The sequence below is a fragment of the Pseudomonas sp. P4_D7 genome (assembly GCF_056401755.1).
Genome location: NZ_JBFUIR010000024.1, coordinates 1 through 23,286 on the forward strand (window position 1 = coordinate 1; position 23,286 = coordinate 23,286).

Consider the following 23,286-nt stretch of genomic DNA (forward strand, 5'->3'; position numbering starts at 1 on the left):
GCTGCGGGTGTTGCAGGAGCGCGAAGTGGTGCGGCTGGGCTCGCGCAAAAGCATTCCCATCGATGTGCGGGTGCTGGCAGCGACCAACGTGCAGCTGGAAAAGGCCATCAATGCCGGCCATTTCCGCGAGGATCTGTATTACCGCCTCAACGTGGTCAATCTGGAATTGAGCCCGTTGCGTGAGCGTCCCGGCGATATCCTCCCGCTCACGCGCCATTTCATCGAGGCCTACAGCCAGCGCCTCGGTTATGGCCGCGTCAGCATCAGCCCCGGTGCCGAGCACAAACTGCGTGGCTACAGTTGGCCGGGCAACATTCGCGAACTGGAAAACGTCATCCATCATACCCTGCTGATCTGCCGCAACGGCGTGATCGAACGCGATGATCTGCGCCTGTCGAACCTGCGTATCGAGCGCCCGGACGATCATCACAGCAGCGCCGATGATTCACCGGAAGCGTTGCTGGAACAGGCCTTTCAAAAACTGTTCGCGCAACAGGCCGGTGCTTTGCACGAGAAAGTCGAGGACGCCTTGCTGCGCGCAGCGTATCGCTTTTGCCATTACAACCAGGTGCACACCGCCGCGTTGCTCGGTCTGAGTCGCAACGTCACCCGCACGCGACTGATCAAGATCGGCGAACTGGCGGTGAACAAGCGGCGACTCACGGAAAACCTGCAAGGCGAGCGCTTGATCCAGTTGTCGATCTAGCCAACCAGATGGCAGTGCAGCGCATCGTCGGGACTACGGGCGATGCTGCTCAACACCTGAAACGAATTGAAGGTGATGGTTTTCGCCTGATGGGTGTGAATCAGTTGCCAGAAATCCTGCTCGCCGCTTTCAAAGCTGCGAAACGCCGCCTCCCCTGCCTCGCGGGTCTGCCATTGGAGAAAACTCAGCACGCGCCGGCCGTCATCGCTGGCCTGCACACTGGCACTGACAAAACCGTCGTAGCGCTGAGCCAGACGCTCGGTTTGCCTCGATAGTGCAGTCACCAGCGCAGGTTGTTGGCGTGGTTCGATTTCAAATTCGATCAATTGGGTAAAACTGCGGTTGTTCATGGAATGCCCCCACTCAGTGTAAGACGAGCCTTGCGACTCGAAGACCTGCAGGGTAAAACCTCTAGTTAAGTCAAGGTCAAGAGCTGTCTGCAGATGATCAGCAAAGAAAATGTGCACAAGCAGTTAACAGTCGGCGAAGTCGCGGCGCGCAGCGGTGTCGCCGTCACCGCCCTGCACTTTTATGAGTCCAAAGGCTTGATCAAGAGCCAGCGCAATGCCGGCAATCAGCGCCGTTATCCGCGCGAAGTGCTGCGCCGGGTGGCGTTGATCAAAGTCGCGCAGCGGCTGGGGATTCCATTGGCGGAGATTGGCGAGGCGCTGAAAATCCTTCCGGATGATCGTGCGCCCAGCGCGGCCGACTGGAAAACCCTCTCGGAGCAATGGCGCCGAGAGCTGGATGAACGGATCGAACAATTGACGCTACTGCGTGACCGGCTCAATGGCTGCATCGGTTGCGGGTGTTTGTCGATGGAGGCTTGCCCGCTGCGCAATCAGGGCGATGTACTCGGCGAACAAGGCCCGGGGCCGCACTTTCCAAAGGATTGACTGCTCGTCGGGCAAAAACCTGCACGGCGAGGACGGTTCTATAGTGAATCTTCCACAAATCCGGTGGAGTCCTGTCCCATAGAACAACAATTCAGGGAGAACGTCATGAGCGTCAAACCCATTCCCGAGGGGTATCACAGCATTACCCCGTATCTCGGCATCCACAAAGCGGCCGAGGCCATCGATTTCTATAAAAAAGCCTTCGGCGCCACCGAAGTCATGCGCCTGGCCATGCCCGACGGCGGCATCGGCCACGCCGAACTGCGCATAGGCGACAGCGCGATCATGCTCGGCTCGCCGTGCGATCAGGGGCCGTTGAGCAATCCTGATAAAGCCGTATCAGTTGGTTTGCATCTGTATGTAACCGATGTCGACAAGTCCTTTCAGCGCGCGCTGGACGCGGGGGCGACGACGGTGTCCGAGGTCAAGGATCAGTTTTACGGTGATCGCAGCGGCACGTTGAAGGATCCATATGGGCATCTGTGGTTTCTGGCCTCGCGCAAGGAAGATCTGACTGAAGAACAGATCAAGCAGCGGGCGATGGAGATGTTTCAGCAGGGTTGAGCATTTCAGTGTCTGGACTGGCCTCTTCGCGAGCAGGCTCGCTCCCACAGGGTTTCGTTGGGTGGCATAGATAATCGTCACACCGGAAACTACTGTGGGAGCGAGCTTGCTCGCGAAGGGGCCGGCACCGAAAACACATAACCCCATCAACACACTTCATGAACCTGCCGACCACGCTTTGCCCCTTGCCGCGAATGYCGGACGATTTCAGGATGCAGCCAACCAGAACCCTGAAAAAGGATCAGCCCGATGTTTGCCGGATTCCGCAAAGACCAGCGTCACGTCAACGGCGTCGACATTGCCTACCGCCTCGGCGGCAGCGGCCCGGGCCTGTTGCTGTTGCACGGGCACCCGCAGACCCATGTGATCTGGCACAAGATTGCCGAACAACTGGCCGAACACTTCACCGTGGTCGCCGCCGACCTGCGCGGTTACGGCGACAGCAGTCGCCCGGCCGCTGATGAGCTGCACGCCCATTACTCGAAACGCGAAATGGCCCGCGACAATGTCGAGTTGATGCAGGCGCTGGGCTTCGAACAGTTTTCGATTCTCGCTCACGACCGTGGCGCGCGGGTCGCCCATCGTCTCGCGCTTGATCACCCGAACGCCGTGCAGCGCATGATGCTGCTCGACATCGCCCCGACCCTGTCGATGTATACGCAAACCAACGAAGCCTTCGCCCGCGCGTATTGGCACTGGTTCTTCCTGATCCGCCCGGCACCACTGCCGGAAACCCTGATCGAAGCGGATCCGGAAGGCTATCTGCGCAGCGTGATGGGCAGCCGCAGCGCCGGGTTCAAGCCGTTTACCGATGCAGCCTTTGGCGAATACCTGCGCTGCCTGCAACGACCGGGCAGCGTTCGCGGCATCTGCGAAGACTATCGCGCCAGCGCCGGCATCGATCTTGTGCACGACCGCGCCGACATCGCCGCCGGGCATCAGCTGAATCTACCGCTGCGCGTGTTGTGGGGCGCCGAAGGTACGGTCGGGCGCTGCTTCGATCCGCTCAAGGAATGGCAGCAAGTGGCGACCAACGTCAGCGGTCAGGCCTTGCCCGCTGGCCATTACATTGCCGAAGAAGTCCCCGAACCGTTGCTCGCCGAAGCATTGGCCTTTTTGCGCTGAGCCGAGCCGCCGGATCTCGGTGCTATGCTGGCGGCTTCTGCCGCCAGTGTTCGTTTTTGACATGTCCCATAAGAAAGACACCGTGCCCCTGCCCGAAGACCTGCGCGTACTGCTCACCGTAATCCGCAAGAACGGCTTTGCCGCTGCAGCAGATGAACTAGGCCTGTCACCGGCCTACGTCAGCAAACGCATCCAGATTCTCGAAACCACCCTCGGCACGCGTCTGTTGCACCGCACCAGCCGTCGCGTCTCGCTGACCGAGGACGGCGAGCGCGTGCAGCGCTGGGCGTTGCGCATTCTCGATGATTTCCAGCAGTTGCACGATGAACTGTCCGACGCCCACGACAGCCCGCGTGGGCGTTTGCACATTTGCAGCAGTTTCGGTTTCGGTCGCAATCACGTAGCCCCGGCGGTGTCGTTGCTGGCCGAACGTTATCCAGAACTGGAGATTCGCCTCGACCTGTTTGACCGGGTGGTGGACATCATCAACGAAGGCTTCGATCTGGAGATCCGCGTCGGCGATGACCTGCCCGGCCAGCACATCGGTCGACGCCTGGCCAGTAACCGGCGGGTGCTGTGTGCCGCTCCCGGTTATCTGCAACGGCGCGGTACGCCGCAAATGCTGGACGAGTTGCAACAGCACGATTGCCTGGTGATCAAGGAGCGCGACAACGCCTTTGGGATCTGGAATCTGGATCGCGACGGCAGGCAAGAGAGCGTGCGGGTCAGCGGGCCGTTGTCGTCAAACAATGGCGAGATTGTTTTGCAGTGGGCGCTGGACGGGCGTGGGGTGTTGTTGCGGTCGTTGTGGGATGTGAAACCGTTGCTGGAGCAAGGACGCTTGGTGCAGGTGCTCGACGATTACAGCCAGAGCGCCAATGTCTGGGCGGTGTACCCGACGCGGCTGGCACACTCGGGGAAACTGCGCGCGTGTGTGGAGTTTTTGCAGGCGCATTTCAAAGGGCTTTCCCTTTAGCTGAAACACCCGATATCAAATGTGGGAGCGAGCCTGCTCGCGAATGCGTCCAGTCAGTCAACATTGATTTCGACTGAACGACCGCTTTCGCGAGCAGGCTCGCTCCCACAAGGGATCAGCGGTGGGTCAGGAGAGCCAAGGGTTGTTGGCCAAATGCTCGCGCTCGAAGATCTTGATCTGTTCGCGCCGTTGCAGGGTGCTGCCGATGGCATCCAGGCCGAGCAGCAATGCGGTTTTGCGCAGGGTATCAATCTGGAACTCAATCACCATGCCATCCGCCAGACTGATCTGCTGAGCCTGCAGATCAATAGCGATCCGCGCCGTTTCAGGCTCACTGACAAGTTGTCCGATGCGTTGCACCTGCGCCTCCTCCAGCGTGATCAACAACACCCCGTTACGCTGGCAATTGTCGTAGAAGATCCCGGCAAAACTGCTGCCGATCAATGCGCGGATGCCCATCTGCTGTAAACCCCACACCGCGTGTTCACGGCTGGAACCGCAGCCAAAATTCGCTCCGACTACTAGAAAACTCGCGCCCTGCCATGTCGGTTTGTTCAACACAAAATCGGGATCGGGGCTGCCATCGCGTAGAAACCGCAGATCGAAAAACAGCCCGCGATCGAGTCCTTGGCGATCAATGCCTTTGAGGAATTGCTTGGGCATGATCACGTCCGTGTCGACGTTGGCCGCCAGTAACGGTGCGGCCCGACCGCTGACGTGGGTGAAGGGTTGCAGGCTCATGGGCGTTCTCCAAATTGGCGGATATCGGTGAGTCGACCGCAGATCGCAGCAGCGGCGACCATGGCCGGGCTCATCAAATGAGTGCGCGCACCGGCGCCCTGACGGCCTTCGAAATTGCGGTTGGTACTCGACGCGCAGCGGTCGCCGGGCGCAAGTACGTCGTCGTTCATCGCCAGGCACATCGAGCAGCCGGACTGACGCCACTCGAATCCGGCATCGATAAAGATCTGCGCCAGCCCTTCGGCCTCGGCCTGAGCGCGAACTTCGCTGGAGCCGGGGACGATCATCGCCCGCACATGTCCGGCCACTTGCTGACCGCGCACGACGCTGGCGGCATCGCGCAGGTCTTCTATCCGCGCGTTGGTGCACGAGCCGATAAAGGCGTGGCTGATAACAATGTCGCTGAGCGCCATGCCCGCTTCGAGGCCCATGTAACTGAGGGCGCGGCGCATGTCCTGACGCAGGACCGGATCGCTGATCGCTTGCGGATCCGGCACCCGCGCACCGATTGCAGCGGCCTGATCGGGGCTGGTGCCCCAGGTGACCATCGGTTCCAGAACGCTGGCGTCGAGGTGAATCTCGCGGTCAAACCGCGCACCGGGATCACTGCGCAGTTCGCGCCACTTCTCCACGCCCCGTTGCCAAAGCTCACCTTGCGGCGCACGCGGCTTGTCCTTGAGATAGGCGAAGACTTTGTCATCCGGAGCAATGAATGCGCCGCGCGCACCCGCCTCGACAGCCATGTTGCAAATGGTCATGCGCGCTTCAACGCTGAGGGCATCAATGGTCGAGCCGCAGAATTCGATCGCGTAACCGCTGGCCCCGGAAGCACCGATGCGGCCGATCAGGGCCATGATCACGTCTTTCGAGGTCAAACCCGGCGCCAACCCGCCGTCGACGGTCACGCGCAGGCTTTTCAGTCGTTTGTAGACCAGGGTCTGCGAAGCCAGCAGGTGTTCGATCTCGGAGGTGCCGATGCCGAAACCGAAAGCACCGAGTGCGCCATGAGTGGTGGTGTGGCTGTCGCCAGCGGCAATGACCATACCGGGCAGAATAAAGCCCTGCTCGGGGGCGATAACGTGTTCGATGCCCTGACGCTTGTCGAGGATGTCCAGCAACTCGATGCCGAAGTCCCGGCAGTTCTCCGCCAGATACGACACTTGCCGCGCGCCGCCGGCGTCGGGCATTGCTGCGATACGCACAGGCGTGGTCGGGTTGACGTGATCGACCACCGCCAGCGCCGTGCCCGGCCGCCAGACATCGCGCCCGGCCGCGCGCAAACCGCTGAAAGCCTGCGGGCTGGTGTATTCGTTGATCACCTGACGATCGATATACAACAGGACATGACCCTGATCGTCGAGGCGGCACACCGTGTGCGAATCGATGTGTTTGTCATAGAGGGTTCTGGCGGTCATCAAGGCGCTCACTCAGGGACATCAGGTGATTCCCATCATAGGGAGCGCGGGTCGGCCATCAATTGGCAGACAGTGATGGCGTCATCCATGAATCGTGTTTGATCTGCCGATCAGCGAGACCCTGTGGGAGCGAGCCTGCTCGCGAATGCGGTGGATCAGACAACGGGTGAAGTGACTGACCCGGCACCTTCGCGAGCAAGCTCGCTCCCACAAGGTGATTTGTGGTGATCGGGGAATTGGGAAACATTTGCTTTCATATCACCTTTCGGGATTTGTCCCGCTCATTCGTCCTATAGAGATGCAGGCCGTTCGCGTAGGCAAAAGCCACGTTCGGTCTTTCGGGGTCTGCCGTGCTGCGAAGCCCGTAGCCACGCGCCCTTTCACCGCTATCAAGACGCGCAATCATGTCGAAGAAATCCCGCTCCAAACTGTGGTTCCTCGTTCATAGCTGGCTGGCGTTACCGATCTGGTTCTTTGTCCTGATCGTCTGTGTCACCGGCACGCTGGCGGTGGTCAGCCAGGAAATCGTCTGGCTGGCCAACCCGCAGATGCGCGCCAGCCAGCCTGCGGACGATGCGCCGCTGCTCAGCTATGACCAGATCATGGCAGCGATCAAAACAGCCGAACCGCAGACCCTCGTTGAAAGTATCAGTCGTCCCGACGAATCCCACTTCGCCCTCGACGTTGCGGTCAGCTATCCGGACGGTCGTTCGCAGACGGTCTACGTCAATCCTTACACCGGGGTGATTCAAGGCCCTGCCCCGACGTTCGATTTCAAGGCCTTCACCCGCGCCCTGCATGGCTGGTGGCTGGTGCCGTTCACCAACGGTTTCAGTTGGGGCTGGTATCTGGTGTCGTTCCTCGGCGTGCCGATGCTGGTGTCGCTGATCACAGGCCTGGTGGTCTACAAGCGCTTCTGGAAAGGTTTTCTGCGTCCGACCCTGCGCGTGCGTCACGGCGCGCGGATCTTCTGGGGTGACTTCCATCGCTTGTGCGGTATCTGGTCGATCTGGTTCATTGCGGTGATTTCCATCACCGGGATCTGGTTTCTGATTCGGGCGATTCTGTTCGACAACCAGATCGCCATTTCCAGCGAGCCGATCATTCCGGCCATGTCCCGCGAGAGCGTGCCGATCTCTGCCGCCGGCACACCGCCGCCACGGATCAGCCTGGACCGTGCCGTCGAGCTCGCGCAAGAGAAGATTCCGGGGCTGGAAGCCAGCTTCGTCAGCCTGCCGGGCAATGCCTACAGCCACATGAGCGTCGGTGGGCGCGGCTGGTATCCGTTGATGTTCCAGACCGCCACGCTCAATCCGTACAACGGCGACATCGCCGCTTCACGGCTTCTGTCCGATCGTTCGTCGCTGGAGTTCGTCACCGAGTCCATGCGGCCACTGCACACCGGCGACTTCGGCGGCATCTGGATCAAGCTGATCTGGTTCTTCTTCGGTTTGATCCTGAGCATGATGATCCTCAGCGGCTTGTTGATCTGGACCAAACGCACCGCGCTGGCCACCGCCAACGCGTTGAAGCGCGAAGACAAGAAACACCGCCTCAAGGCACAACCGGCGATGAGCCGTGAAACCTCGGAGGCCAGCCTGTGAGCAGATCCATCACCAAGGCACAGCCTTCTCGACTCGCGCGTTTCTGGCACACATGGCGCTTCCACATCAACGTCCTGCTGCTGTTGATCCCGCTGGGGTTCATGCCCAAATACTTCGCCGACGCCTCGCTGTTTCGCGGTGACAGCGGCCTGGGCCAACATGAAATCGGCAATATCCAGGTCGGCCCGTGGAGCCTGCGCCTGGCCGAACTGCGCAACGAAGCGCCGGTGCTCACTGGCCCGGCCGGCTACATGAAAGACTTCAGCGCGGCCCTGTGCGATGCCTGTGTCGAGCAGGTCAAGGCCACCTACCTGCGCATCGGCAAGCCACGCAGCCTGCGCGCCGCCGGTACGATTTTCTTCGGCACGCCTTACCGCATGGGCACGCAGATGCCGATCCCGGAGAAGACCAGACCCGACGCCGAACTGTGGATCACCATGGAAGGCTGGGACGGCAGCATGCATCAGGCTTCGATTCCCCTGAGTCAGGCCTCCCCCGCCACCTTCGCCTGGCTGAACAAACAAGGAGTCAAACCATGACGTGTTCCCAACGCTCTTCCCGCCTGCGCCTGAAGGCCGTGCTGCTGGTGCTGTGCGCCGGTTTCAGCGTCAGTGCGCTGGCCCACAATCCGATGTGCGAATGCACCGCCATCGACGCCGAACAGATCAAATGCACCGGCGGGTTCTCCGACGGCAGCGGCGCGCCGGGGGTGACCCTCGATGTGATCGGTTACGACGAAACCATTCTGGTGCCGGGCAAGCTCGGCGCCGATTCCACACTGACGTTCAAGAAACCCGGCAGCGAATTTTACGTGCTGTTCGACGCGGGCCCGGGCCACGTGGTGGAAATCGACCAAGCGGATATCGAAGCCCCATGAGTACGCCCACCAGCCAAATCGTGCGCCCGGCCGGTGCCGGTCATGAAACCCTCAATGTGCTGCTGTTGTGCCTGTTGATCCTCGCGGTCGCAGGTTCTGTGGTCGCGTGGCGCGGGGTTTCCCATGAGCCCGAGCCAGTGGCGACTCACCAGCTCGACGCACGCCGCGACCTCAGTGCTGCCGAGCAAGGCATCTATGCCGACCTGCGGGTGACCCTCGATGAAATCCGCTTGCTGCGCGAGGAACAACAAGCCCTGCCGACGCCGCAGAATCTGGCCGCCGAAGGGTTTGCGCCATTTGCCCAGGATGCGAGTTCGGTCAGCCGCGGTGGTCATGCCTGGCAATTGCTGGCGGACGCCGCGTATTTCGGCCAAAGCCAGAATCCGGCCGTCGCCGGTTCGTTTGTGATGCGGCTCAGCGCCGACGACAAGGCTGCGCCGGACATCTGGCTCAGCCGCGATGCTGCCGCTCAGGCCCCGGCGCAACTGACTGCGGCGGCGCTGTCCGCTGCCGGCTGGAAACAGATCGTCGCGCAATACGATGCCGGGGTTACCCGCGAACATCGCCATTGATTCCTCGCCCTCCTCCGAGAGAAGACCGCTTGCTCATGTCTATTTCATCGCCACGCCGTCCATTGTTACGCCTCTTTTTATTGGGCCTGTGTGCCTGCCTGCTGAGCCCGTTGGCCAGTGCCGATCAGGCCAAACGCCTGCGCATCGGCATCACCCTGCACCCTTACTACAGCTATGTGGCCAACATCGTCGGCGACAAGGCCGAGGTGGTGCCGCTGATCCCGGCCGGTTTCAACCCGCATGCCTACGAGCCACGGGCCGAAGACATCAAACGCATCAGCGGGCTGGATGTGATCGTGCTCAACGGCGTTGGCCATGACGACTTCGCCGACCGCATGATCGCCGCCAGCGAAACGCCAAACATCAAAACCATCGAAGCCAACGAAAACGTGCCGTTGCTGGCGGCCACCGGGGTTGCCGCGCGCGGGGCCGGCAAAGTGGTGAACCCGCACACGTTCCTGTCGATCAGCGCTTCCATTGCCCAGGTCAACAACATTGCCCGCGAACTGGGCAAACTCGATCCAGACAACGCCAAGACCTACACCCAGAACGCCCGCGCCTACGGCAAACGCCTGCGGCAGATGCGCGCCGACGCCCTGGCAAAACTGACGCAAGCGCCGAACGCGGAACTGCGCGTGGCCACGGTGCACGCGGCTTACGACTATCTGCTGCGTGAGTTCGGCCTGGAAGTGACCGCCGTGGTCGAGCCGGCCCACGGTATCGAGCCGAGCCCAAGCCAGTTGAAGAAGACCATTGACCAGTTGCGTGAACTGGACGTGAAAGTGATCTTCTCGGAGATGGATTTCCCCTCCACTTACGTCGAAACAATCCAGCGTGAATCCGGGGTGAAGCTGTATCCGCTGTCGCACATTTCCTACGGCGAATACACCGCCGACAAGTACGAAAAGGAAATGACCGGCAACCTCAACACCGTGGTGCGGGCGATTCAGGAGTCTGGCGCATGACTTCCAGAGAAACGATCTCGACCGAACTCCAGTCCCCTGTGGGAGCGAGCCTGCTCGCGAAGGCGCCGGGCCAGCCAACATCTTTATCGAATGACACACCGCATTCGCGAGCGGGCTCGCTCCCACAAGGATTGGGACCGACTCTGGATTTTGCGGAAGTCTCTCTGACGCTTGGTCGCACGACAATCCTCGATAACGTCACCTTTCAGGTGCAACCCGGCAGCGTTCACGCCCTGGTCGGCCCCAACGGTGGCGGCAAGAGTTCGCTGATCAAGACCCTGCTCGGACAAATGCCCCATCAGGGCCAGCTCAGCCTGCAATGGCCCGGCGAACCCGGCACCATCGGTTATGTACCGCAGGCGCTGGAATTCGATCGCGGTCTGCCGATGACCGTCGACGATTTCATGGCTGCCATGTGCCAGCGACGTCCGGCGTTTCTCGGTTTGAGCAAGCGTTACGCCGGCGCCATTGGTGAAGCGCTGGAACGCGTCGGCATGCAAGACAAACGCAAGCGCCGCATGGGCGCGCTGTCCGGCGGTGAGCGGCAGCGGGTGCTGCTCGCCCAAGGTTTGATTCCGGCGCCGCAATTGCTGGTGCTGGATGAACCGATGTCGGCCCTCGATGAAGCCGGGATTCAGGTATTCGAACGTCTGCTCGGCGATTGGCGTGCAGCGGGCATCACCGTGCTGTGGATCGAGCACGATCTGGAAGCGGTCGGGCGTCTGGCCAGCCGTGTCACGGGTCTAAACCGCCGCATGCTGTTTGATACCTCACCGCAAGAGGCGCTGACCCCGGAACGTCTGCTGACCTTGTTCTCGACCCATCCACGGAGCGCTGCCTGATGAGTTACGAAGCCTTTCGTTTGATGGTCCAGGGCTGGGCCTCGTCCGGGTATCTGCCGGAAGCACTGGCCTACGGTTTCGTGGTCAATGCGTTGCTTGCCGGCCTGTTGATCGGCCCGGTACTCGGCGGCCTAGGCACGCTGGTAGTGGTCAAGCGCTTCGCGTTTTTTTCCGAAGCGGTGGGCCATGCGGCGCTCACCGGTGTAGCCATCGGCATTCTGCTCGGCGAGCCTTACACCGGGCCCTACGGCAGCCTGTTCGGCTACTGCCTGCTGTTCGGCATCCTGCTCAATTACCTGCGCAACCGTACCGGTCTGGCACCGGACACTTTGATCGGCGTATTCCTCTCGGTGTCACTGGCACTGGGCGCGAGTCTGCTACTGATTCTCGCGGGCAAGATCAACGTGCACATTCTCGAGAACGTGCTGTTCGGTTCGGTACTCACGGTTAACGGCAACGATCTGGCGGTATTGGCCATCGTCGGTTCGCTGGTCATGGCGTTGGCCCTGCCGCTGTACAACCGCATCATGCTCGCCAGTTTCAACCCGCAACTGGCGGCGGTGCGCGGGGTGGCGGTGAAGACTCTGGATTATCTGTTCGTGATTCTGGTGACGCTGATCACCGTCGCAGCGGTGAAAGTCATCGGCGCGATTCTGGTCGGCGCGCTGCTGGTGATTCCAGCGGCGGCGGCACGTTTGCTCAGCCAGTCGCTCAAGGGCTTCTTCTGGTGCTCGGTGTTGATCGCCACGGTCAGCACACTGTGCGGGATCCTCGCGCCGATCGTGTTTGATCTGCCGATTCCGTCCGGCGCCGCGATCATTCTGGTCGCCGGCATTGCCTTCGCCCTCGCCGCCATTGCGCGCGGGGTTGTCCCGAGTCTGAAAGGGAATCTTGGATAAATGACTTTTTCACTGCGCAAACTGACCTTGGCCATGACCTTGTGCGGCGTGGTCTGCTCGCCTTTGATGGCGGCCGAAAAAGCTAAGCCGCTGCAGGTACTGGCCTCATTGCCCATCACCTTTGGCTTGGCAGAAGCGCTGCTCAAGGGCACTGATGTCAATCTCGAACGCGCGGCGCCAGCGAACCTGCCGGGCAGCCGTCAGAGTGCCTACTTTACGGGGCGTGGAGCTCCGGCCCTGAGCAAACTGGCAACCGGTGCCGATGCCGTCATTGGCGTGCGCTCGCTGTGGCCAGATGACCAGTTGTACCCGATCGCTCGCCGCAGCAACATCCGCATCGTTGAAGTCGATGCGGCGCGCCCGGTCGACGGCGCCCTCCCGGGCATTGCCGTACAACCGGATCTGAAGGTTGATGGCTTGAACAGTCAGCCATGGCTGGCCAGCAACAACATGGGGCGCATGGCGGATGTGATGGCGGCGGATCTGGTGCGCTTGGCACCGGGCGCCAAGCCTGCGATCGAGGCGAATCTGGCGACGTTGAAGCAGCGTTTGCTGAAGCTCAGCGCCGACAGCGAGGCGCGGTTGGCGAGTGCCGACAATCTGAGTGTGATGAGTTTGAGTGATCACTTTGGTTATCTGATCGGTAGTCTGAATCTGGAGCTGGTTGGCCAGGATCCACGCCCTGATGCGGAATGGACGCCGCAGGATCTGAAAAAACTGACGGCGACGCTCAAGGACAATGATGTCGCGGTGGTCCTGCATCATCGACAGCCATCGGACGCGGTGAAAGCGGCAATTGCCGAGTCGGGCAGTCATCTGGTGGTTTTGAGCACCGATGCGGCGGATCCGGTGGCGGAGCTGGAAGGCAATGTTGATTTGCTGCTCAAAGGGCTGAGCGGAGCTTAGTTTTAGCCGAAACCGCGTTATCGTTCTTCGCGAGCAAGCTCGCTCCCACATTGGATCTGTGTCGTTCACAACTCACCTGTGGGAGCGAGCTTGCTCGCGAAGAGGCCTGACCTGACAACACAAACTCCAGCCATGAAAAAACCCGCTGACTGTTTCCAGTCCAGCGGGTTCTTTTTGCCCGGCCGCTTATTGCGCGGCGGTCTGGGCTTCCATCTTCTGACGCAAACTCAGCGGACGCATGTCGGTCCAGACTTCTTCGATATAGGCCAGGCATTCCTTTTTCAGGCCGCTCTTGCCCACGGTGCGCCAGCCTTGCGGCACGGCTTTGTAGTCCGGCCAGATCGAGTATTGCTCTTCGTGGTTGACCACGACCTGAAAGAGGATGTCCTCGCGGTCGAATACTGACGTCATGCTGGTTCTCCATCGTTATAAGGGTGGGCTGCACGCTGAGTGCAGCCGGGTATGTAGAAAGAACGTTCGGCGCGGCGAAAAATTTACAGCGCAGCGGTGGCAGCGGCCAAAGCACGGCCAAAGATTTCCGCGACACGGTCGATTTCGGYGGCAGTGATCACCAGCGGCGGCAGGAAACGTACTACTGCGCCATGCCGACCGCCCAGCTCCAGAATCAGCCCACGCTTGAGGCATTCGCGCTGGACCAGCGGCGCCAGTCGTGCGAACGCCGGCGGATGACCGAGCGCATCCGGTGGGCCGTTCGGCTCGACCAGCTCGACGCCGAGCATCAGGCCGCGACCACGAATGTCGCCCAATTGCGGGAAGTCCCGTTGCAGGATGCGCAGGTGCTCGCTGAGGCGCTCGCCCATGGCAGCAGCGTGTTCGCAGACCTTGTGCTCAACCAGATAACGCATCACCGCAGAACCTGCCGCCATGGCCATTTGATTGCCACGGAACGTGCCGGCGTGCGCGCCCGGCTGCCAAGTATCGAGCCAGTCGCGATAGACCACCACGGCCAACGGCAGGCTGCCGCCGATGGCTTTGGACAACACCACCACATCCGGGGTGATACCGGCGTGTTCGAAGGCAAACATCTTGCCGGTGCGGGCGAAACCGCTCTGGATCTCGTCGACGATCAACGCCACGCCGGCCTTTTCGGTGATCCGGCGCAAGCCGCGCAGCCACTCGATGTCCGCCGGAATCACACCGCCCTCGCCCTGCACCGCTTCGACGATCACCGCTGCGGGCAGTTGCACGCCGGCTTCCGGGTCGTTGAGCAAGTTTTCCAGATAGCTCAGGTTAGCCCTCACGCCCGCCGCGCCACCAAGGCCGAACGGGCAACGGTAGTCGTACGGGAACGGCATGAACTGCACGCCATTGCTGAGCAACGCACCCAGCGGTTTTTTCGGCCCCAGGCTGCCCATCAGGCTCAGCGCGCCCTGGCTCATACCGTGATAACCACCGGAGAACGACAGCACGGTGCTGCGCCCGGTCGCCGTGCGTACCAGCTTCAATGCCGCTTCCACGGCATCGGTGCCGGTCGGCCCGCAGAACTGGATTTTCGCTTGCGCCGCCAGGGCGGGCGGCAGCAGGCCGAACAGGTCCTGGACGAACTGATCCTTGACCGGTGTGGTCAGGTCGAGAGTGTGCAGCGGCAATTCATCGGCCAATACCTGCTGGATCGCTTCGATCACCACCGGGTGGTTATGCCCCAGCGCCAGCGTGCCGGCCCCGGCGAGGCAGTCGATGAACGTGCGCCCTTCAACGTCTTCGACATACAGGCCTTTGGCGCGCTTCAGTGCCAATGGAATGCGTCGTGGATAGCTGCGCGCGTTGGACTCCTGCCGGGCCTGACGAGCCAGCAATGGCGATTCATTGAACTGGTACAGCGTTTCGGCCGGCGCCGAGGTAACCCGGGCCGACGACTCTTCGATAAGGCTGGTGGCGACTGACATCTCTCGACCCCTCAATTGGCTATGGATAGTGACCAAAACAGCACACCGGACAGGTGCGCATTCCGATCGCGGGGCGCACTTGCAGGTTTTCCTGTTCTGGAAACGCTTAAGGGGCCTGAGGATTTAGCCCGTGATCGTGTTGTCAGGCCGGYGCTGCCAACGACTTGTGCATGGGCAGGGTCTGCACGCCTTGGTATTCGACGGGCGGCGCTGACTCGCGATAGCCCAGACGGCGATAAAAAGTACGGCCGGTGCGCGTGCTGTTGAGATTCGCTTGAGCAACGTCGCGAACCCGCAACCAGCCTTCCAGATCGTGCATCAACGCGCGCCCGACGCCCCGGCGAAAGGATTCCGGCTGCACGTAACACAGGGAAATGTCACCACTGGCCTGTGCCATGCCGACACCGACCGGTTTGTCCGCCAGTAAAGCCATGCATAAATAGAAGTGCGGGTCGGCGAGGCGGGCGCTGATGAAGTCGGCGGATTGCTGAGTGATCCAGGTGCTGACCCGTGTCGGATCGTTACGGTGGTCGAGCGCACAACCGATACGGATCGAACGTTCGATGATGCGGCTGATGATGCCGGCGTCGGCCAGTGTGGCGGGACGAATGCAGATGGGTGCTTCCATGGCGCAATTCCCTCAATCCATTGAGTCAAAGCTGCGTTGACCTTACCCCCACCCCTGCCGGATAGCGAATGTCGAAAAGTTACATTTGATGTGCCAAAACATCCGCCCTTGTGGGAGCGAGCCTGCTCGCGAAAGCGTTTTGTCAGCCACTTGGATGCTGACTGTGCCGCCGTCTTCGCGAGCAGGCTCGCTCACACAGGAGATTTGTGGTCAGGTCAGACAGGCTGCAATGGCATGGTCAGCTCGACGCGCAGGCCATCCGGGCGGCTGTCGAAATGCAGGGCGCAGTCGCAGCGCTGAACGATCGCCTGGACAATCGCCAGGCCGAGGCCACAACCAGTGCTCTGGCCGTTGCGCCAGAAGCGTTGGGTCAGGTGTTGCAGATCATCCGGTGCAATGCCCGGGCCATGATCACGCACGACAAACCGCACGCGGTTGCCAATGGTTTCCAGACTCAGTTCGACTGCGCAGTCCTCAGGGGTATGGCGCAAGGCGTTGTCGAGCAGATTGCGCAGCGCCGCGATCGACAGCACCGCCGGCATGTGCAGCGGTGCAGCGCTAAGCCCGGCCGGCAGTTGCAGTTTGATGCGCTGGTGCTCGCCACCGGTGGCGTCCTGGATCGCCAGGCGTGCCACTTGCTCGGCGCTGCACTGCGAACCGTCATCGAACGACAGGCTGCCCTCGACCCGCGCCAGCAACAACAACTGTTCGAGGGTGCGATGCAAGCGATCGGCGCCCTCCTCGGCCCGCGCCAGTGACTGATCGCGGGCACTGCCGTCGGTCATGCGCGCAACTTGCAGGTGGGTCTTGATCGCCGTCAGCGGGCTGCGCAGTTCATGTGCCGCGTCACCGGTCAGACGGCGCTCACGCTCGATGGTCTTGCCGATGCGTTGAAACAACTGATTTTGCGTTTCCAGCAGCGGCTTCAATTCGCTGGGAAAGGTCTGGATCTGCAACGGCTCGAGCGAGTCGGCATTGCGCCGCATCAGCGCCTCACGCAGACGGTTGAGCGGCGCCAGCCCCTGGCCGATGCCCAGCCACAACAGGCACAGGCAGCCGAGCAGCGCCACGCCCACCGGCACCGACGCCGCCAGCAGGATCGACATGTTCAGGGCTTCGCGCTCGATCTGCCGGTCGGCCGTGGTGATGCGCACATCGCCCCGCGCCAGGGTGAAGCTGCGCCACGGCGCGCCATCGATCATCTGGTCATGGAAGCCCATTTTCTCGGCTTCCAGCGCTTGTTCGGGATTGTTGTGACTGCGCGCGAGAATTTCCCCACGCAACGAGCTGACCTGACAGGCCATGCCACCGGGGATATTCAGTTGTTCGGCACTGAAATGCGTGCCCTCGCCTTTGCTCGGCAATGTCGGCAACTGTTCCAGCAGCCCGGCGACCATGCGCGCCGAGGCCACCAGACGCTGGTCGAGGGAAAACATCATCTGATTGCGCAGGTCACTGAGCATCCAGGCCGCCGCCAGCGCCCAGATCAGCGCAAACGCAGCACCGAGGGTCAGGCTCAAGCGCAGTCGCAGGCTCATCACTTGCCTTGATCTCCACCGTCGGCCGGGCCGAGGCGATAGCCCAGACCGCGCACGGTTTCGACGATGCCTTTGCCCAGTTTGCTGCGCAGGTGATGGATGTGCACGTTCAGCGCGTTGCTTTCCAGTTCGTCGTTGAAGCCGTAGACGCTGTCCTTCAACTGCTCGGTGGACAGCACCCGGCCACGATTGTGCAGCAGCGCCTGCAACAGCGATTGCTCGCGGCGCGACAAGTCCACCGGTTGCCCCGCCAGCGTGGTTTCGCGGCTGCTCGGATCGTACGTCAGCGCGCCATGCTCGATCAGGTTGACGCTGCGCCCGGCAACCCGGCGCAACAGGGTTTGCAGGCGGGCGAACAGTTCGCGCAGATCAAACGGCTTGAGCAGGTAATCGTCAGCCCCGGCCTGCAAGCCGTCAACGCGGTCGGTGACCGAGTCGCGCGCGGTCAGGATCAGCACTGGAATCTCCAGGCCACTCTGACGCAGTTGTTGCAGCAACTTGAGGCCATCTTCGTCGGGCAGGCCAAGATCGAGCACCATCACGTCGAATTCGGCGACTTTAAGTATCGCGCGGGCCTTCGATGCCGTGTTGACGTGTTCGACGGTCAGGCCTTGGGCACTGAGTCCCGCAACAATACCGCTGGCGATCAGTTCATCGTCTTCGCAAACCAGTACGTGCATGGGTACTCCGGAAACAAAAAGGCGAGTGAAACAGGCGAGGATTAAGGCGCAATTATGGCCGTCACCGACGCATACGGGAAGCCGGGCGCAAAAGCCGGTGCCGCCCGATTGCGCAAACCTATAGTCACGCCGCATTAAAAACTTCTCCCCACGAATAAAGAAACAATTCCTCCCTTTGTAAGACGCCTTCAATCCTTTAGTTTTCAGCTGGCGATTACCTACAACTTTTAAAAGGACTTAATGAACATGCCTCAACTAAAAAACTTCGTCGCGATCGATTGGCGCTCCGGCCCCGACCGTATTTATTTCTTCTTCAAGGACAGCGACACCTATTCTCGATTCGATCTCGCTGACAACAAGGTATCCACCAACTACCCCGCCCCGGTTACCGATAGCTGGGACAGCTTTGGTCCTTATGCCAAAGGCTTGCGTTTCGGACTGACAACCACTTCATTCGGCTGGAACACCCCGACCGATGAAGATATTGCCTGGTTGTTCTTCTATCAGGGAACAACACCCGTGGTGTGTAAATACAATCAAGACAAAGACAAGGTCGATGCCTTCTATAAAGTTTCCGATTCAATCTGGAAGCCAATACTGCCCTACTTCGACAAAATCATCGCAGGCACCTGGTTTCAACTAACCGGTCACCCGTTCCTGTTCAGATTCATCCTCAACGATGGGCACTATCTATCGTTTAACTACAAGGCAAAGACCCTGACTTACAAATCCTTCGGGGATCATCAACTTGGCGCGCTGCAACCGTACAAGGACCGGATCATCACGGCAGCGCAAAATGACCGGACTTTTGCCGACAGCTACTGGTACATCTTCCTGACCAACAACCAATACCTGACTTACAACATTCAGTCCGACCGTCTAGTCTCCGGCCCACAAACCATCAATGACGAGAACTGGCCCGGACTGCTGCGCGGCTGATTGGCCGAAGCCGGAGGGCCTTGTAGGATACGGTTAATTATCGGTTAATCGCCGCCGCCCATTCTGCGTCTTACTTGCACAGGGACAAGGCTCCTCCATGCGTCATTTTTTTCTTTTGTTTGCTCTGCTGATCTCCAGCCTGGCCCAGGCGGGGAACAATCCATTTGAGTCAAAACCGGAGTTTCTGCCGGTCGACCAGGCATTCGTGCTCACATCCGAACGCCTCGAATCCGGTGAAACGCAGTTGTTCTGGCAAATCACCGACGGTTATTACCTGTATCAGAAACGCCTGAAATTCGAAGGGCTGAGCGCAGAGCAACAGCCCGCGCTGCCTGAAGGCGAATCCCACAGCGACGAGTTTTTCGGTGAGCAACCGGTCTATCGCCAAGGGCTGGAAATTAAAATTCCAGCCTCGGCCACGGGGCAGATCAAGGTCGGCTATCAGGGCTGTGCCGATGCCGGCCTGTGCTATCCACCGCAAACCCGGGTCATCGACCTGGGCGGTAAAGCGCCAGCCACGACAACACCGGCGGCGACAGCGGTAACAACGACAACGAACGACCAGGCACCGGATCAAGCCCTGGCCAGCAGCCTGCAAGAACACGCGTTGGGCTGGAGCTTGCTGGCGTTTTTCGGTTTCGGCTTGCTGCTGGCATTTGCGCCGTGCTCATTGCCGATGCTGCCGATTCTGGCCGGTATGGTCGTCGGCAGTGGTGCCACTCCGCGTCGCGGATTCGTATTGGCCGGCAGTTATGTGATTTGCATGGCGCTGGTGTATGCGGCGATGGGCGTGATTGCCGCGCTGCTCGGCGCGAACCTGCAGGCCTGGTTGCAAAATCCATGGCTGCTGGGGACCTTTGCCGCGATCTTCGTGGTGTTGGCGTTGCCGATGTTTGGCTTCTTTGAACTGCAATTGCCGGTGGCCCTGCGCGATCGCCTGGAACACGCCTCGCGCAGTCGCAGCGGTGGCAGCGTGATCGGTGCCGGAGCGCTCGGTGCATTGTCCGGTCTGTTGGTCGGCCCGTGCATGACCGCGCCACTGGCGGGTGTCTTACTGTATATCGCGCAGACCGGCAACGCGCTGCACGGTGGTTTGATTCTGTTTTCGCTGGGCATCGGCATCGGTGTGCCGCTGCTGTTGCTGGTGACCGTTGGCAATGGCTTTCTGCCCAAACCCGGTGCGTGGATGAACCTGCTCAAAGGCGTGTTCGGATTCTTCTTCCTCGCCACTGCGCTGGTGATGTTGCGCCCGGTGCTGGATGCGTCGTTATGGCTGGGCCTGTGCGGTGCGCTGCTGTTGATCGCCGCGTTCTGCGCCTGGAAACAGTCCGAAGGTTTTGGCCGCGTTGCGCAGTTGTTCGGCGCCAGTTCGCTGCTGCTCGGGCTGTGGGGCAGTTTGCTGGTGATTGGTGCGGCGGGCGGCAGCGATGATCCGTATCAACCGTTGCAGGTCTACAGTGCCGGTCGTGCTGGCGCCACCGCGCCTTCGGGTCATGAAGCGTTCACCACGATCAAGGAGCCGGCGGCGCTGCAACGCGAACTCGATGCCGCCAAGGCTCAGGGTCAGTGGGTGCTGCTCGATTACTACGCCGACTGGTGCAAGTCTTGCCTGATCATGGAGAAGCAGGTGTTTGGCAAGGACAACGTGATGCAGGCGCTGAGCAACGTGCGCCTGCTCAGGCTTGATGTCACCGACGACAATGCCGCCAGCGCTGAACTGCTCAGCCGCTACAAAGTGCCGGGACCGCCGACGTTCATCTGGATCGGTGCTGATGGTCTGGAGCGCCGCAGCCAGCGCATCACCGGCGAAGTCGACGCCGAGACATTCCTGCAACACTGGACTGCCACCCGAGATGCCCATTAATGCTGACTTTCACCCTCGGCACCTTTGCCATCGCGCTTAACCACCTGCTGCTGATCAGTGCCCTGGCGCTGGCAACCTTTGTCGGCTGGCGGGTGGCCAAGCGTGGCGGTGATAACCCCGAGTCAGCATTGTTCAGCCTGTTTCTGCTGGGCATGCTCGCGGCGCGAATTGCTTTTGTGCTGCTGTACTGGTCGCACTATCGCAATGACCCGTGGCAGATCATCGATTTGCGCGACGGTGGTTTCCTCGCCTGGCCAGGGGTAATCGTATTGTTGCTGGTCGCCCTGTATCGCGGCTGGCGCCGTCCAGGGCTGCGTCGCCCGTTGGGGTTTGGCGTGGCCAGCGGCCTGGCGTTCTGGCTGTTGGCGACACTGTCGTTGAACCTCTACGAACAAGGCACCCGGCTGCCGGACATCTCCCTGCGCAATGCGGCCGGGGAAACCATTCAGCTCCGTGATTATCAGGGCGGTCCACTGGTGATCAATCTGTGGGCGACCTGGTGCCCGCCGTGCCGGCGCGAGATGCCGGTGCTGGAAAACGCTCAGATGCAACGCCCGGACCTGACCTTCCTGTTCGTCAACCAAGCCGAAAGCATGCAGAGCGTGGCGACGTTTCTCGAAACCCAGGGCCTGAGCCTCAATAACGTGCTGTTCGACCGCAGTGGTCGGCTGGGTCAGGCCGTCGGTTCCATGGCATTGCCGACTACGCTGTTCTATAGCCCTGACGGTCGGCTGCTGACCAGCCACCTGGGTGAGCTGTCCAACGCCAGCCTGGCGCGCGCGCTGGAAAACTTCGCCGCCCCAACCCCGAATTCGAACCCGGCCACTGCACCGGCCACCTCTGCAAGGAAACTGCCATGCCCCGCCTCCGCCACCTGCTGACGCTGACTCTGGGCACCGCCCTGCTGCACTTGCCGTCGGTGCAGGCTGCTGAAGAGTTGCCTGCGGCGATCAAACAGATCGAAGCCAAAGGCGCGAAAATCGTCGGCCAGTTCGATGCGCCCGATGGTCTGCGCGGTTATGCGGCGCAGTATCAGAACCGAGGCATGGCGCTGTACCTGACCCCTGACGGCAAACACGTTTTGCTGGGTAATCTGTACGACGCCGACGGCAAGGATCTGAGCAGCGAGCCGCTGCAAAAACTGGTTTACGCGCCGATGGCCAAGGAAGTCTGGGCCAAATTCGAGGCGAGCAATTGGATTCAGGACGGCAACAAGGATGCACCGCGCACGGTGTACCTATTCAGCGATCCGAACTGCCCGTACTGCAACATGTTCTGGGAACAGGCACGGCCATGGGTCAAGGCTGGCAAGGTGCAGTTGCGGCACATCATGGTCGGCATCATTCGCGAAGACAGCCCGGGCAAGTCGGCCGCGTTGCTGGCGGCGAAAGATCCGGCCAAGGCCCTGGAAGATCACGAGAAGGCTGGCAAGGGCAGCTCACTGAAAGCGCTGAAAGATATTCCGGCGGCCGTGCAGAGCAAACTGGCAGCGAACATGCAACTGATGGAAGACCTGGATTTGCAGGCGACGCCGGCGATTTTCTACATGGATGACAAGGGTGAGTTGCAACAGCAGCAAGGTGCGCCTTCGCCGGACAAGTTGGCGAAGATTCTCGGGCCTAAATAATTCCGGGTTTGTTGGCGCCTGAAATGACGCCTTCGCGAGCAGGCTCGCTCCCACAGGGATCGAATGTGTTCACAGACTCTGTGTTCAATGCGGTCACTGTGGGAGCGAGCCTGTCTCCGGACGGCGTTCCGACGAAGAACGATTACTCGGTCTAACGGTTGCGCTCGCTGAGGAAGGTAAACAACACCTCGGTGACAAACTGCGGATTCTCCAGATTGGAGATATGCCCCGCTTCCGGCACCAACACCCACGGGCAACCGATCAACTCGGCCATTTCTTTTGCTTCGGACGGCGGTCGCGGCTTGTCCTGATCGCCGCACATTACCAGCGTGGTCGCTGCGTTCAATTCGCCCAGCCGTGGCAACAAATCATCACGGCCAAAGGTGATTCGCCCCATCGGCACGATGCTTTCGCGCAGCCGATCCGAAGAGTACGCCGCCAGTTTCGCGCGGAAATCCTGATACAGCGCCGACTGCGGATCGATGCCCGGACGGAAGAAGATCGGCACGACGATATCCAGTAATTGCTCGGAGATTTCGCCGGTTTCCTCAATTTGCTTGAACAGCGAAAAGTAATACTGACGGGTGGGTTCAGGTTCGACGCCGACGTAGGTATCCATCAACACCAGACCGTTGATCCGCTGCGGTGCCGACAACGCCAGACGCACGCCCCACATGCCGCCGACCGACAGGCCAACCAGCGTGACACGGTCGATATCCAGATGATCGAGCAGAGCCTGCGCCTGACGGGCGATGTCGTCCAGGGATGTTGTGCCCTCAGGTAACCGTCCCGATTCGCCATGGCCCCACAAATCCAGTGCAATCACCCGATAGTGCGGCGATAACGCGGCGATCTGCGGTGCCCACATCGCGTGATCCCACAGATAGCTGCCGGCCAGCAAAACTGCCGGACCAGTGCCTTGATCAATGTAATGCAGCGCTTGTCCGTCCACCGTGAAAAAAGGCATCGACCACCCCCGCGACAAAAAAGAGAACCGGCAGACTGAGCTGCCGGT

At 60.7% G+C, this 23,286-nt stretch carries 26 protein-coding genes; 17 read left to right on the forward strand and 9 right to left on the reverse strand.

Annotated elements, in window-relative coordinates; all coding sequences use genetic code 11:
- Window positions 1–706, forward strand: a 706-nt coding sequence (locus AC1DVF_RS16370; RefSeq protein ID WP_477782789.1) for an AAA-type ATPase lid domain-containing protein, incomplete at its 5' end; no start/stop codon positions are given.
- Here the strand turns inward: AC1DVF_RS16370 and AC1DVF_RS16375 are convergent.
- Window positions 703–1,056, reverse strand: a complete 354-nt coding sequence (locus AC1DVF_RS16375) for an antibiotic biosynthesis monooxygenase (RefSeq protein WP_093435009.1) — start codon at window positions 1,054–1,056, stop codon at window positions 703–705. The two genes, AC1DVF_RS16370 and AC1DVF_RS16375, sit on opposite strands and share 4 nt — an antisense overlap.
- A 93-nt stretch (window positions 1,057–1,149) precedes the next feature.
- On the opposite strand from AC1DVF_RS16375, the gene soxR reads away from it, so the two are divergent.
- From soxR to AC1DVF_RS16395, 4 genes are all read left to right on the forward strand, one after another.
- On the forward strand, window positions 1,150–1,602 hold the full coding sequence (soxR, locus tag AC1DVF_RS16380) for a redox-sensitive transcriptional activator SoxR (RefSeq protein ID WP_460091649.1): 453 nt from the start codon (window positions 1,150–1,152) through the stop codon (window positions 1,600–1,602).
- A 105-nt stretch (window positions 1,603–1,707) separates the two neighbouring features.
- Window positions 1,708–2,166: a VOC family protein gene (locus AC1DVF_RS16385; RefSeq protein WP_477782790.1), complete on the forward strand. Its 459-nt coding sequence runs from the start codon at window positions 1,708–1,710 to the stop codon at window positions 2,164–2,166.
- 249 nt (window positions 2,167–2,415) lie between these two features.
- Window positions 2,416–3,291 carry an alpha/beta fold hydrolase gene (locus AC1DVF_RS16390; protein ID WP_477782791.1) on the forward strand — a complete coding sequence of 292 codons (876 nt, stop codon included), beginning with the start codon at window positions 2,416–2,418 and terminating at the stop codon, window positions 3,289–3,291.
- Between the two features lie 61 nt (window positions 3,292–3,352).
- Complete coding sequence (locus AC1DVF_RS16395; protein WP_477782792.1) at window positions 3,353–4,267, forward strand: LysR substrate-binding domain-containing protein; 915 nt, start codon at window positions 3,353–3,355, stop codon at window positions 4,265–4,267.
- 126 nt (window positions 4,268–4,393) lie between these two features.
- Here the strand turns inward: AC1DVF_RS16395 and leuD are convergent, their stop codons facing one another.
- Both leuD and leuC read right to left on the reverse strand, forming a co-directional pair.
- Window positions 4,394–5,008 (reverse strand): 3-isopropylmalate dehydratase small subunit, encoded by a 615-nt coding sequence (gene leuD, locus AC1DVF_RS16400; protein ID WP_477782793.1) that lies wholly within the window; start codon window positions 5,006–5,008, stop codon window positions 4,394–4,396.
- On the reverse strand, window positions 5,005–6,423 hold the full coding sequence (leuC, locus tag AC1DVF_RS16405) for a 3-isopropylmalate dehydratase large subunit (RefSeq protein ID WP_477782794.1): 1,419 nt from the start codon (window positions 6,421–6,423) through the stop codon (window positions 5,005–5,007). Before leuC ends, leuD begins: the two co-directional genes overlap by 4 nt.
- A 404-nt stretch (window positions 6,424–6,827) precedes the next feature.
- Between leuC and AC1DVF_RS16410 the strand changes: the two genes are divergently transcribed.
- Genes AC1DVF_RS16410 through AC1DVF_RS16445 form a run of 8 tightly spaced genes read left to right on the forward strand, consistent with a single transcriptional unit; the run spans window position 6,828 to window position 13,088 of the window.
- Window positions 6,828–8,027 (forward strand): PepSY-associated TM helix domain-containing protein, encoded by a 1,200-nt coding sequence (locus AC1DVF_RS16410; RefSeq protein ID WP_093435024.1) that lies wholly within the window; start codon window positions 6,828–6,830, stop codon window positions 8,025–8,027.
- Window positions 8,024–8,566: a thiamine pyrophosphate-binding protein gene (locus AC1DVF_RS16415; RefSeq protein ID WP_257355686.1), complete on the forward strand. Its 543-nt coding sequence runs from the start codon at window positions 8,024–8,026 to the stop codon at window positions 8,564–8,566. Before AC1DVF_RS16410 ends, AC1DVF_RS16415 begins: the two co-directional genes overlap by 4 nt.
- The gene (locus AC1DVF_RS16420; RefSeq protein ID WP_460129634.1) at window positions 8,563–8,904 is read left to right on the forward strand and encodes a hypothetical protein; all 342 of its coding nucleotides are present in this window, start codon (window positions 8,563–8,565) and stop codon (window positions 8,902–8,904) included. Before AC1DVF_RS16415 ends, AC1DVF_RS16420 begins: the two co-directional genes overlap by 4 nt.
- On the forward strand, window positions 8,901–9,476 hold the full coding sequence (locus tag AC1DVF_RS16425; RefSeq protein ID WP_477782795.1) for a DUF6162 family protein: 576 nt from the start codon (window positions 8,901–8,903) through the stop codon (window positions 9,474–9,476). The genes AC1DVF_RS16420 and AC1DVF_RS16425 overlap by 4 nt, the downstream gene beginning before the upstream one ends.
- A gap of 35 nt (window positions 9,477–9,511) precedes the next feature.
- Window positions 9,512–10,441 carry a metal ABC transporter substrate-binding protein gene (locus AC1DVF_RS16430; RefSeq protein ID WP_034155183.1) on the forward strand — a complete coding sequence of 310 codons (930 nt, stop codon included), beginning with the start codon at window positions 9,512–9,514 and terminating at the stop codon, window positions 10,439–10,441.
- Complete coding sequence (locus AC1DVF_RS16435) at window positions 10,438–11,283, forward strand: metal ABC transporter ATP-binding protein (protein ID WP_477782796.1); 846 nt, start codon at window positions 10,438–10,440, stop codon at window positions 11,281–11,283. Before AC1DVF_RS16430 ends, AC1DVF_RS16435 begins: the two co-directional genes overlap by 4 nt.
- Complete coding sequence (locus tag AC1DVF_RS16440; RefSeq protein WP_007917717.1) at window positions 11,283–12,182, forward strand: metal ABC transporter permease; 900 nt, start codon at window positions 11,283–11,285, stop codon at window positions 12,180–12,182. The genes AC1DVF_RS16435 and AC1DVF_RS16440 overlap by 1 nt, the downstream gene beginning before the upstream one ends.
- Window positions 12,183–13,088 (forward strand): metal ABC transporter substrate-binding protein, encoded by a 906-nt coding sequence (locus tag AC1DVF_RS16445; protein ID WP_460129643.1) that lies wholly within the window; start codon window positions 12,183–12,185, stop codon window positions 13,086–13,088.
- 186 nt (window positions 13,089–13,274) lie between these two features.
- Here the strand turns inward: AC1DVF_RS16445 and AC1DVF_RS16450 are convergent, their stop codons facing one another.
- The 5 genes from AC1DVF_RS16450 to AC1DVF_RS16470 all read right to left on the reverse strand — a co-directional run bounded on the left by AC1DVF_RS16450 (window position 13,275) and on the right by AC1DVF_RS16470 (window position 17,841).
- The gene (locus tag AC1DVF_RS16450; RefSeq protein WP_186620653.1) at window positions 13,275–13,499 is read right to left on the reverse strand and encodes an MbtH family protein; all 225 of its coding nucleotides are present in this window, start codon (window positions 13,497–13,499) and stop codon (window positions 13,275–13,277) included.
- Window positions 13,500–13,582: 83 nt separating this feature from the next.
- Window positions 13,583–14,995, reverse strand: coding sequence for a diaminobutyrate--2-oxoglutarate transaminase (locus AC1DVF_RS16455; protein ID WP_477782797.1), 1,413 nt, complete (start codon window positions 14,993–14,995; stop codon window positions 13,583–13,585).
- Window positions 14,996–15,137: 142 nt separating this feature from the next.
- The gene (locus AC1DVF_RS16460; RefSeq protein WP_220556632.1) at window positions 15,138–15,623 is read right to left on the reverse strand and encodes a GNAT family N-acetyltransferase; all 486 of its coding nucleotides are present in this window, start codon (window positions 15,621–15,623) and stop codon (window positions 15,138–15,140) included.
- A 215-nt stretch (window positions 15,624–15,838) separates the two neighbouring features.
- Window positions 15,839–17,161, reverse strand: coding sequence for an ATP-binding protein (locus tag AC1DVF_RS16465; RefSeq protein WP_093435043.1), 1,323 nt, complete (start codon window positions 17,159–17,161; stop codon window positions 15,839–15,841).
- Complete coding sequence (locus AC1DVF_RS16470; RefSeq protein ID WP_034155191.1) at window positions 17,161–17,841, reverse strand: response regulator; 681 nt, start codon at window positions 17,839–17,841, stop codon at window positions 17,161–17,163. Before AC1DVF_RS16470 ends, AC1DVF_RS16465 begins: the two co-directional genes overlap by 1 nt.
- A 246-nt stretch (window positions 17,842–18,087) precedes the next feature.
- On the opposite strand from AC1DVF_RS16470, the gene AC1DVF_RS16475 reads away from it, so the two are divergent.
- From AC1DVF_RS16475 to dsbG, 4 genes are all read left to right on the forward strand, one after another.
- Window positions 18,088–18,780, forward strand: a complete 693-nt coding sequence (locus AC1DVF_RS16475; RefSeq protein ID WP_093435045.1) for a hypothetical protein — start codon at window positions 18,088–18,090, stop codon at window positions 18,778–18,780.
- Between the two features lie 97 nt (window positions 18,781–18,877).
- Window positions 18,878–20,644 carry a protein-disulfide reductase DsbD gene (gene dsbD / locus AC1DVF_RS16480; RefSeq protein ID WP_460091668.1) on the forward strand — a complete coding sequence of 589 codons (1,767 nt, stop codon included), beginning with the start codon at window positions 18,878–18,880 and terminating at the stop codon, window positions 20,642–20,644.
- Entirely contained in the window at window positions 20,644–21,525 is an 882-nt protein-coding gene (locus AC1DVF_RS16485; protein ID WP_093435049.1) for a TlpA disulfide reductase family protein, read from the forward strand. The genes dsbD and AC1DVF_RS16485 overlap by 1 nt, the downstream gene beginning before the upstream one ends.
- A complete protein-coding gene (gene dsbG, locus AC1DVF_RS16490) occupies window positions 21,501–22,271 on the forward strand; it encodes a thiol:disulfide interchange protein DsbG (RefSeq protein WP_116256557.1) in 771 nt (256 codons plus the stop codon). Before AC1DVF_RS16485 ends, dsbG begins: the two co-directional genes overlap by 25 nt.
- A gap of 151 nt (window positions 22,272–22,422) precedes the next feature.
- Here dsbG and AC1DVF_RS16495 read toward each other — a convergent pair whose 3' ends face one another.
- On the reverse strand, window positions 22,423–23,238 hold the full coding sequence (locus AC1DVF_RS16495) for an alpha/beta fold hydrolase (RefSeq protein WP_099756824.1): 816 nt from the start codon (window positions 23,236–23,238) through the stop codon (window positions 22,423–22,425).
- Between the last annotated feature and the right edge of the window lie 48 nt (window positions 23,239–23,286).

Coding starts and splice junctions, on each gene's coding strand:
- AC1DVF_RS16485 (WP_093435049.1), top strand. CDS start 20,644: ATGCTGACTTTCACCCTCGGCACCTTTGCCATCGCGCTTAACCACCTG.
- AC1DVF_RS16450 (WP_186620653.1), bottom strand. CDS start 13,499: ATGACGTCAGTATTCGACCGCGAGGACATCCTCTTTCAGGTCGTGGTC.
- AC1DVF_RS16395 (WP_477782792.1), top strand. CDS start 3,353: ATGTCCCATAAGAAAGACACCGTGCCCCTGCCCGAAGACCTGCGCGTA.
- AC1DVF_RS16435 (WP_477782796.1), top strand. CDS start 10,438: ATGACTTCCAGAGAAACGATCTCGACCGAACTCCAGTCCCCTGTGGGA.
- AC1DVF_RS16445 (WP_460129643.1), top strand. CDS start 12,183: ATGACTTTTTCACTGCGCAAACTGACCTTGGCCATGACCTTGTGCGGC.
- AC1DVF_RS16425 (WP_477782795.1), top strand. CDS start 8,901: ATGAGTACGCCCACCAGCCAAATCGTGCGCCCGGCCGGTGCCGGTCAT.
- AC1DVF_RS16495 (WP_099756824.1), bottom strand. CDS start 23,238: ATGCCTTTTTTCACGGTGGACGGACAAGCGCTGCATTACATTGATCAA.
- leuC (WP_477782794.1), bottom strand. CDS start 6,423: ATGACCGCCAGAACCCTCTATGACAAACACATCGATTCGCACACGGTG.
- AC1DVF_RS16375 (WP_093435009.1), bottom strand. CDS start 1,056: ATGAACAACCGCAGTTTTACCCAATTGATCGAATTTGAAATCGAACCA.
- dsbG (WP_116256557.1), top strand. CDS start 21,501: ATGCCCCGCCTCCGCCACCTGCTGACGCTGACTCTGGGCACCGCCCTG.
- AC1DVF_RS16410 (WP_093435024.1), top strand. CDS start 6,828: ATGTCGAAGAAATCCCGCTCCAAACTGTGGTTCCTCGTTCATAGCTGG.
- AC1DVF_RS16440 (WP_007917717.1), top strand. CDS start 11,283: ATGAGTTACGAAGCCTTTCGTTTGATGGTCCAGGGCTGGGCCTCGTCC.
- dsbD (WP_460091668.1), top strand. CDS start 18,878: ATGCGTCATTTTTTTCTTTTGTTTGCTCTGCTGATCTCCAGCCTGGCC.
- AC1DVF_RS16420 (WP_460129634.1), top strand. CDS start 8,563: ATGACGTGTTCCCAACGCTCTTCCCGCCTGCGCCTGAAGGCCGTGCTG.
- AC1DVF_RS16475 (WP_093435045.1), top strand. CDS start 18,088: ATGCCTCAACTAAAAAACTTCGTCGCGATCGATTGGCGCTCCGGCCCC.
- AC1DVF_RS16390 (WP_477782791.1), top strand. CDS start 2,416: ATGTTTGCCGGATTCCGCAAAGACCAGCGTCACGTCAACGGCGTCGAC.
- soxR (WP_460091649.1), top strand. CDS start 1,150: ATGATCAGCAAAGAAAATGTGCACAAGCAGTTAACAGTCGGCGAAGTC.
- AC1DVF_RS16470 (WP_034155191.1), bottom strand. CDS start 17,841: ATGCACGTACTGGTTTGCGAAGACGATGAACTGATCGCCAGCGGTATT.
- AC1DVF_RS16465 (WP_093435043.1), bottom strand. CDS start 17,161: ATGAGCCTGCGACTGCGCTTGAGCCTGACCCTCGGTGCTGCGTTTGCG.
- leuD (WP_477782793.1), bottom strand. CDS start 5,008: ATGAGCCTGCAACCCTTCACCCACGTCAGCGGTCGGGCCGCACCGTTA.
- AC1DVF_RS16430 (WP_034155183.1), top strand. CDS start 9,512: ATGTCTATTTCATCGCCACGCCGTCCATTGTTACGCCTCTTTTTATTG.
- AC1DVF_RS16385 (WP_477782790.1), top strand. CDS start 1,708: ATGAGCGTCAAACCCATTCCCGAGGGGTATCACAGCATTACCCCGTAT.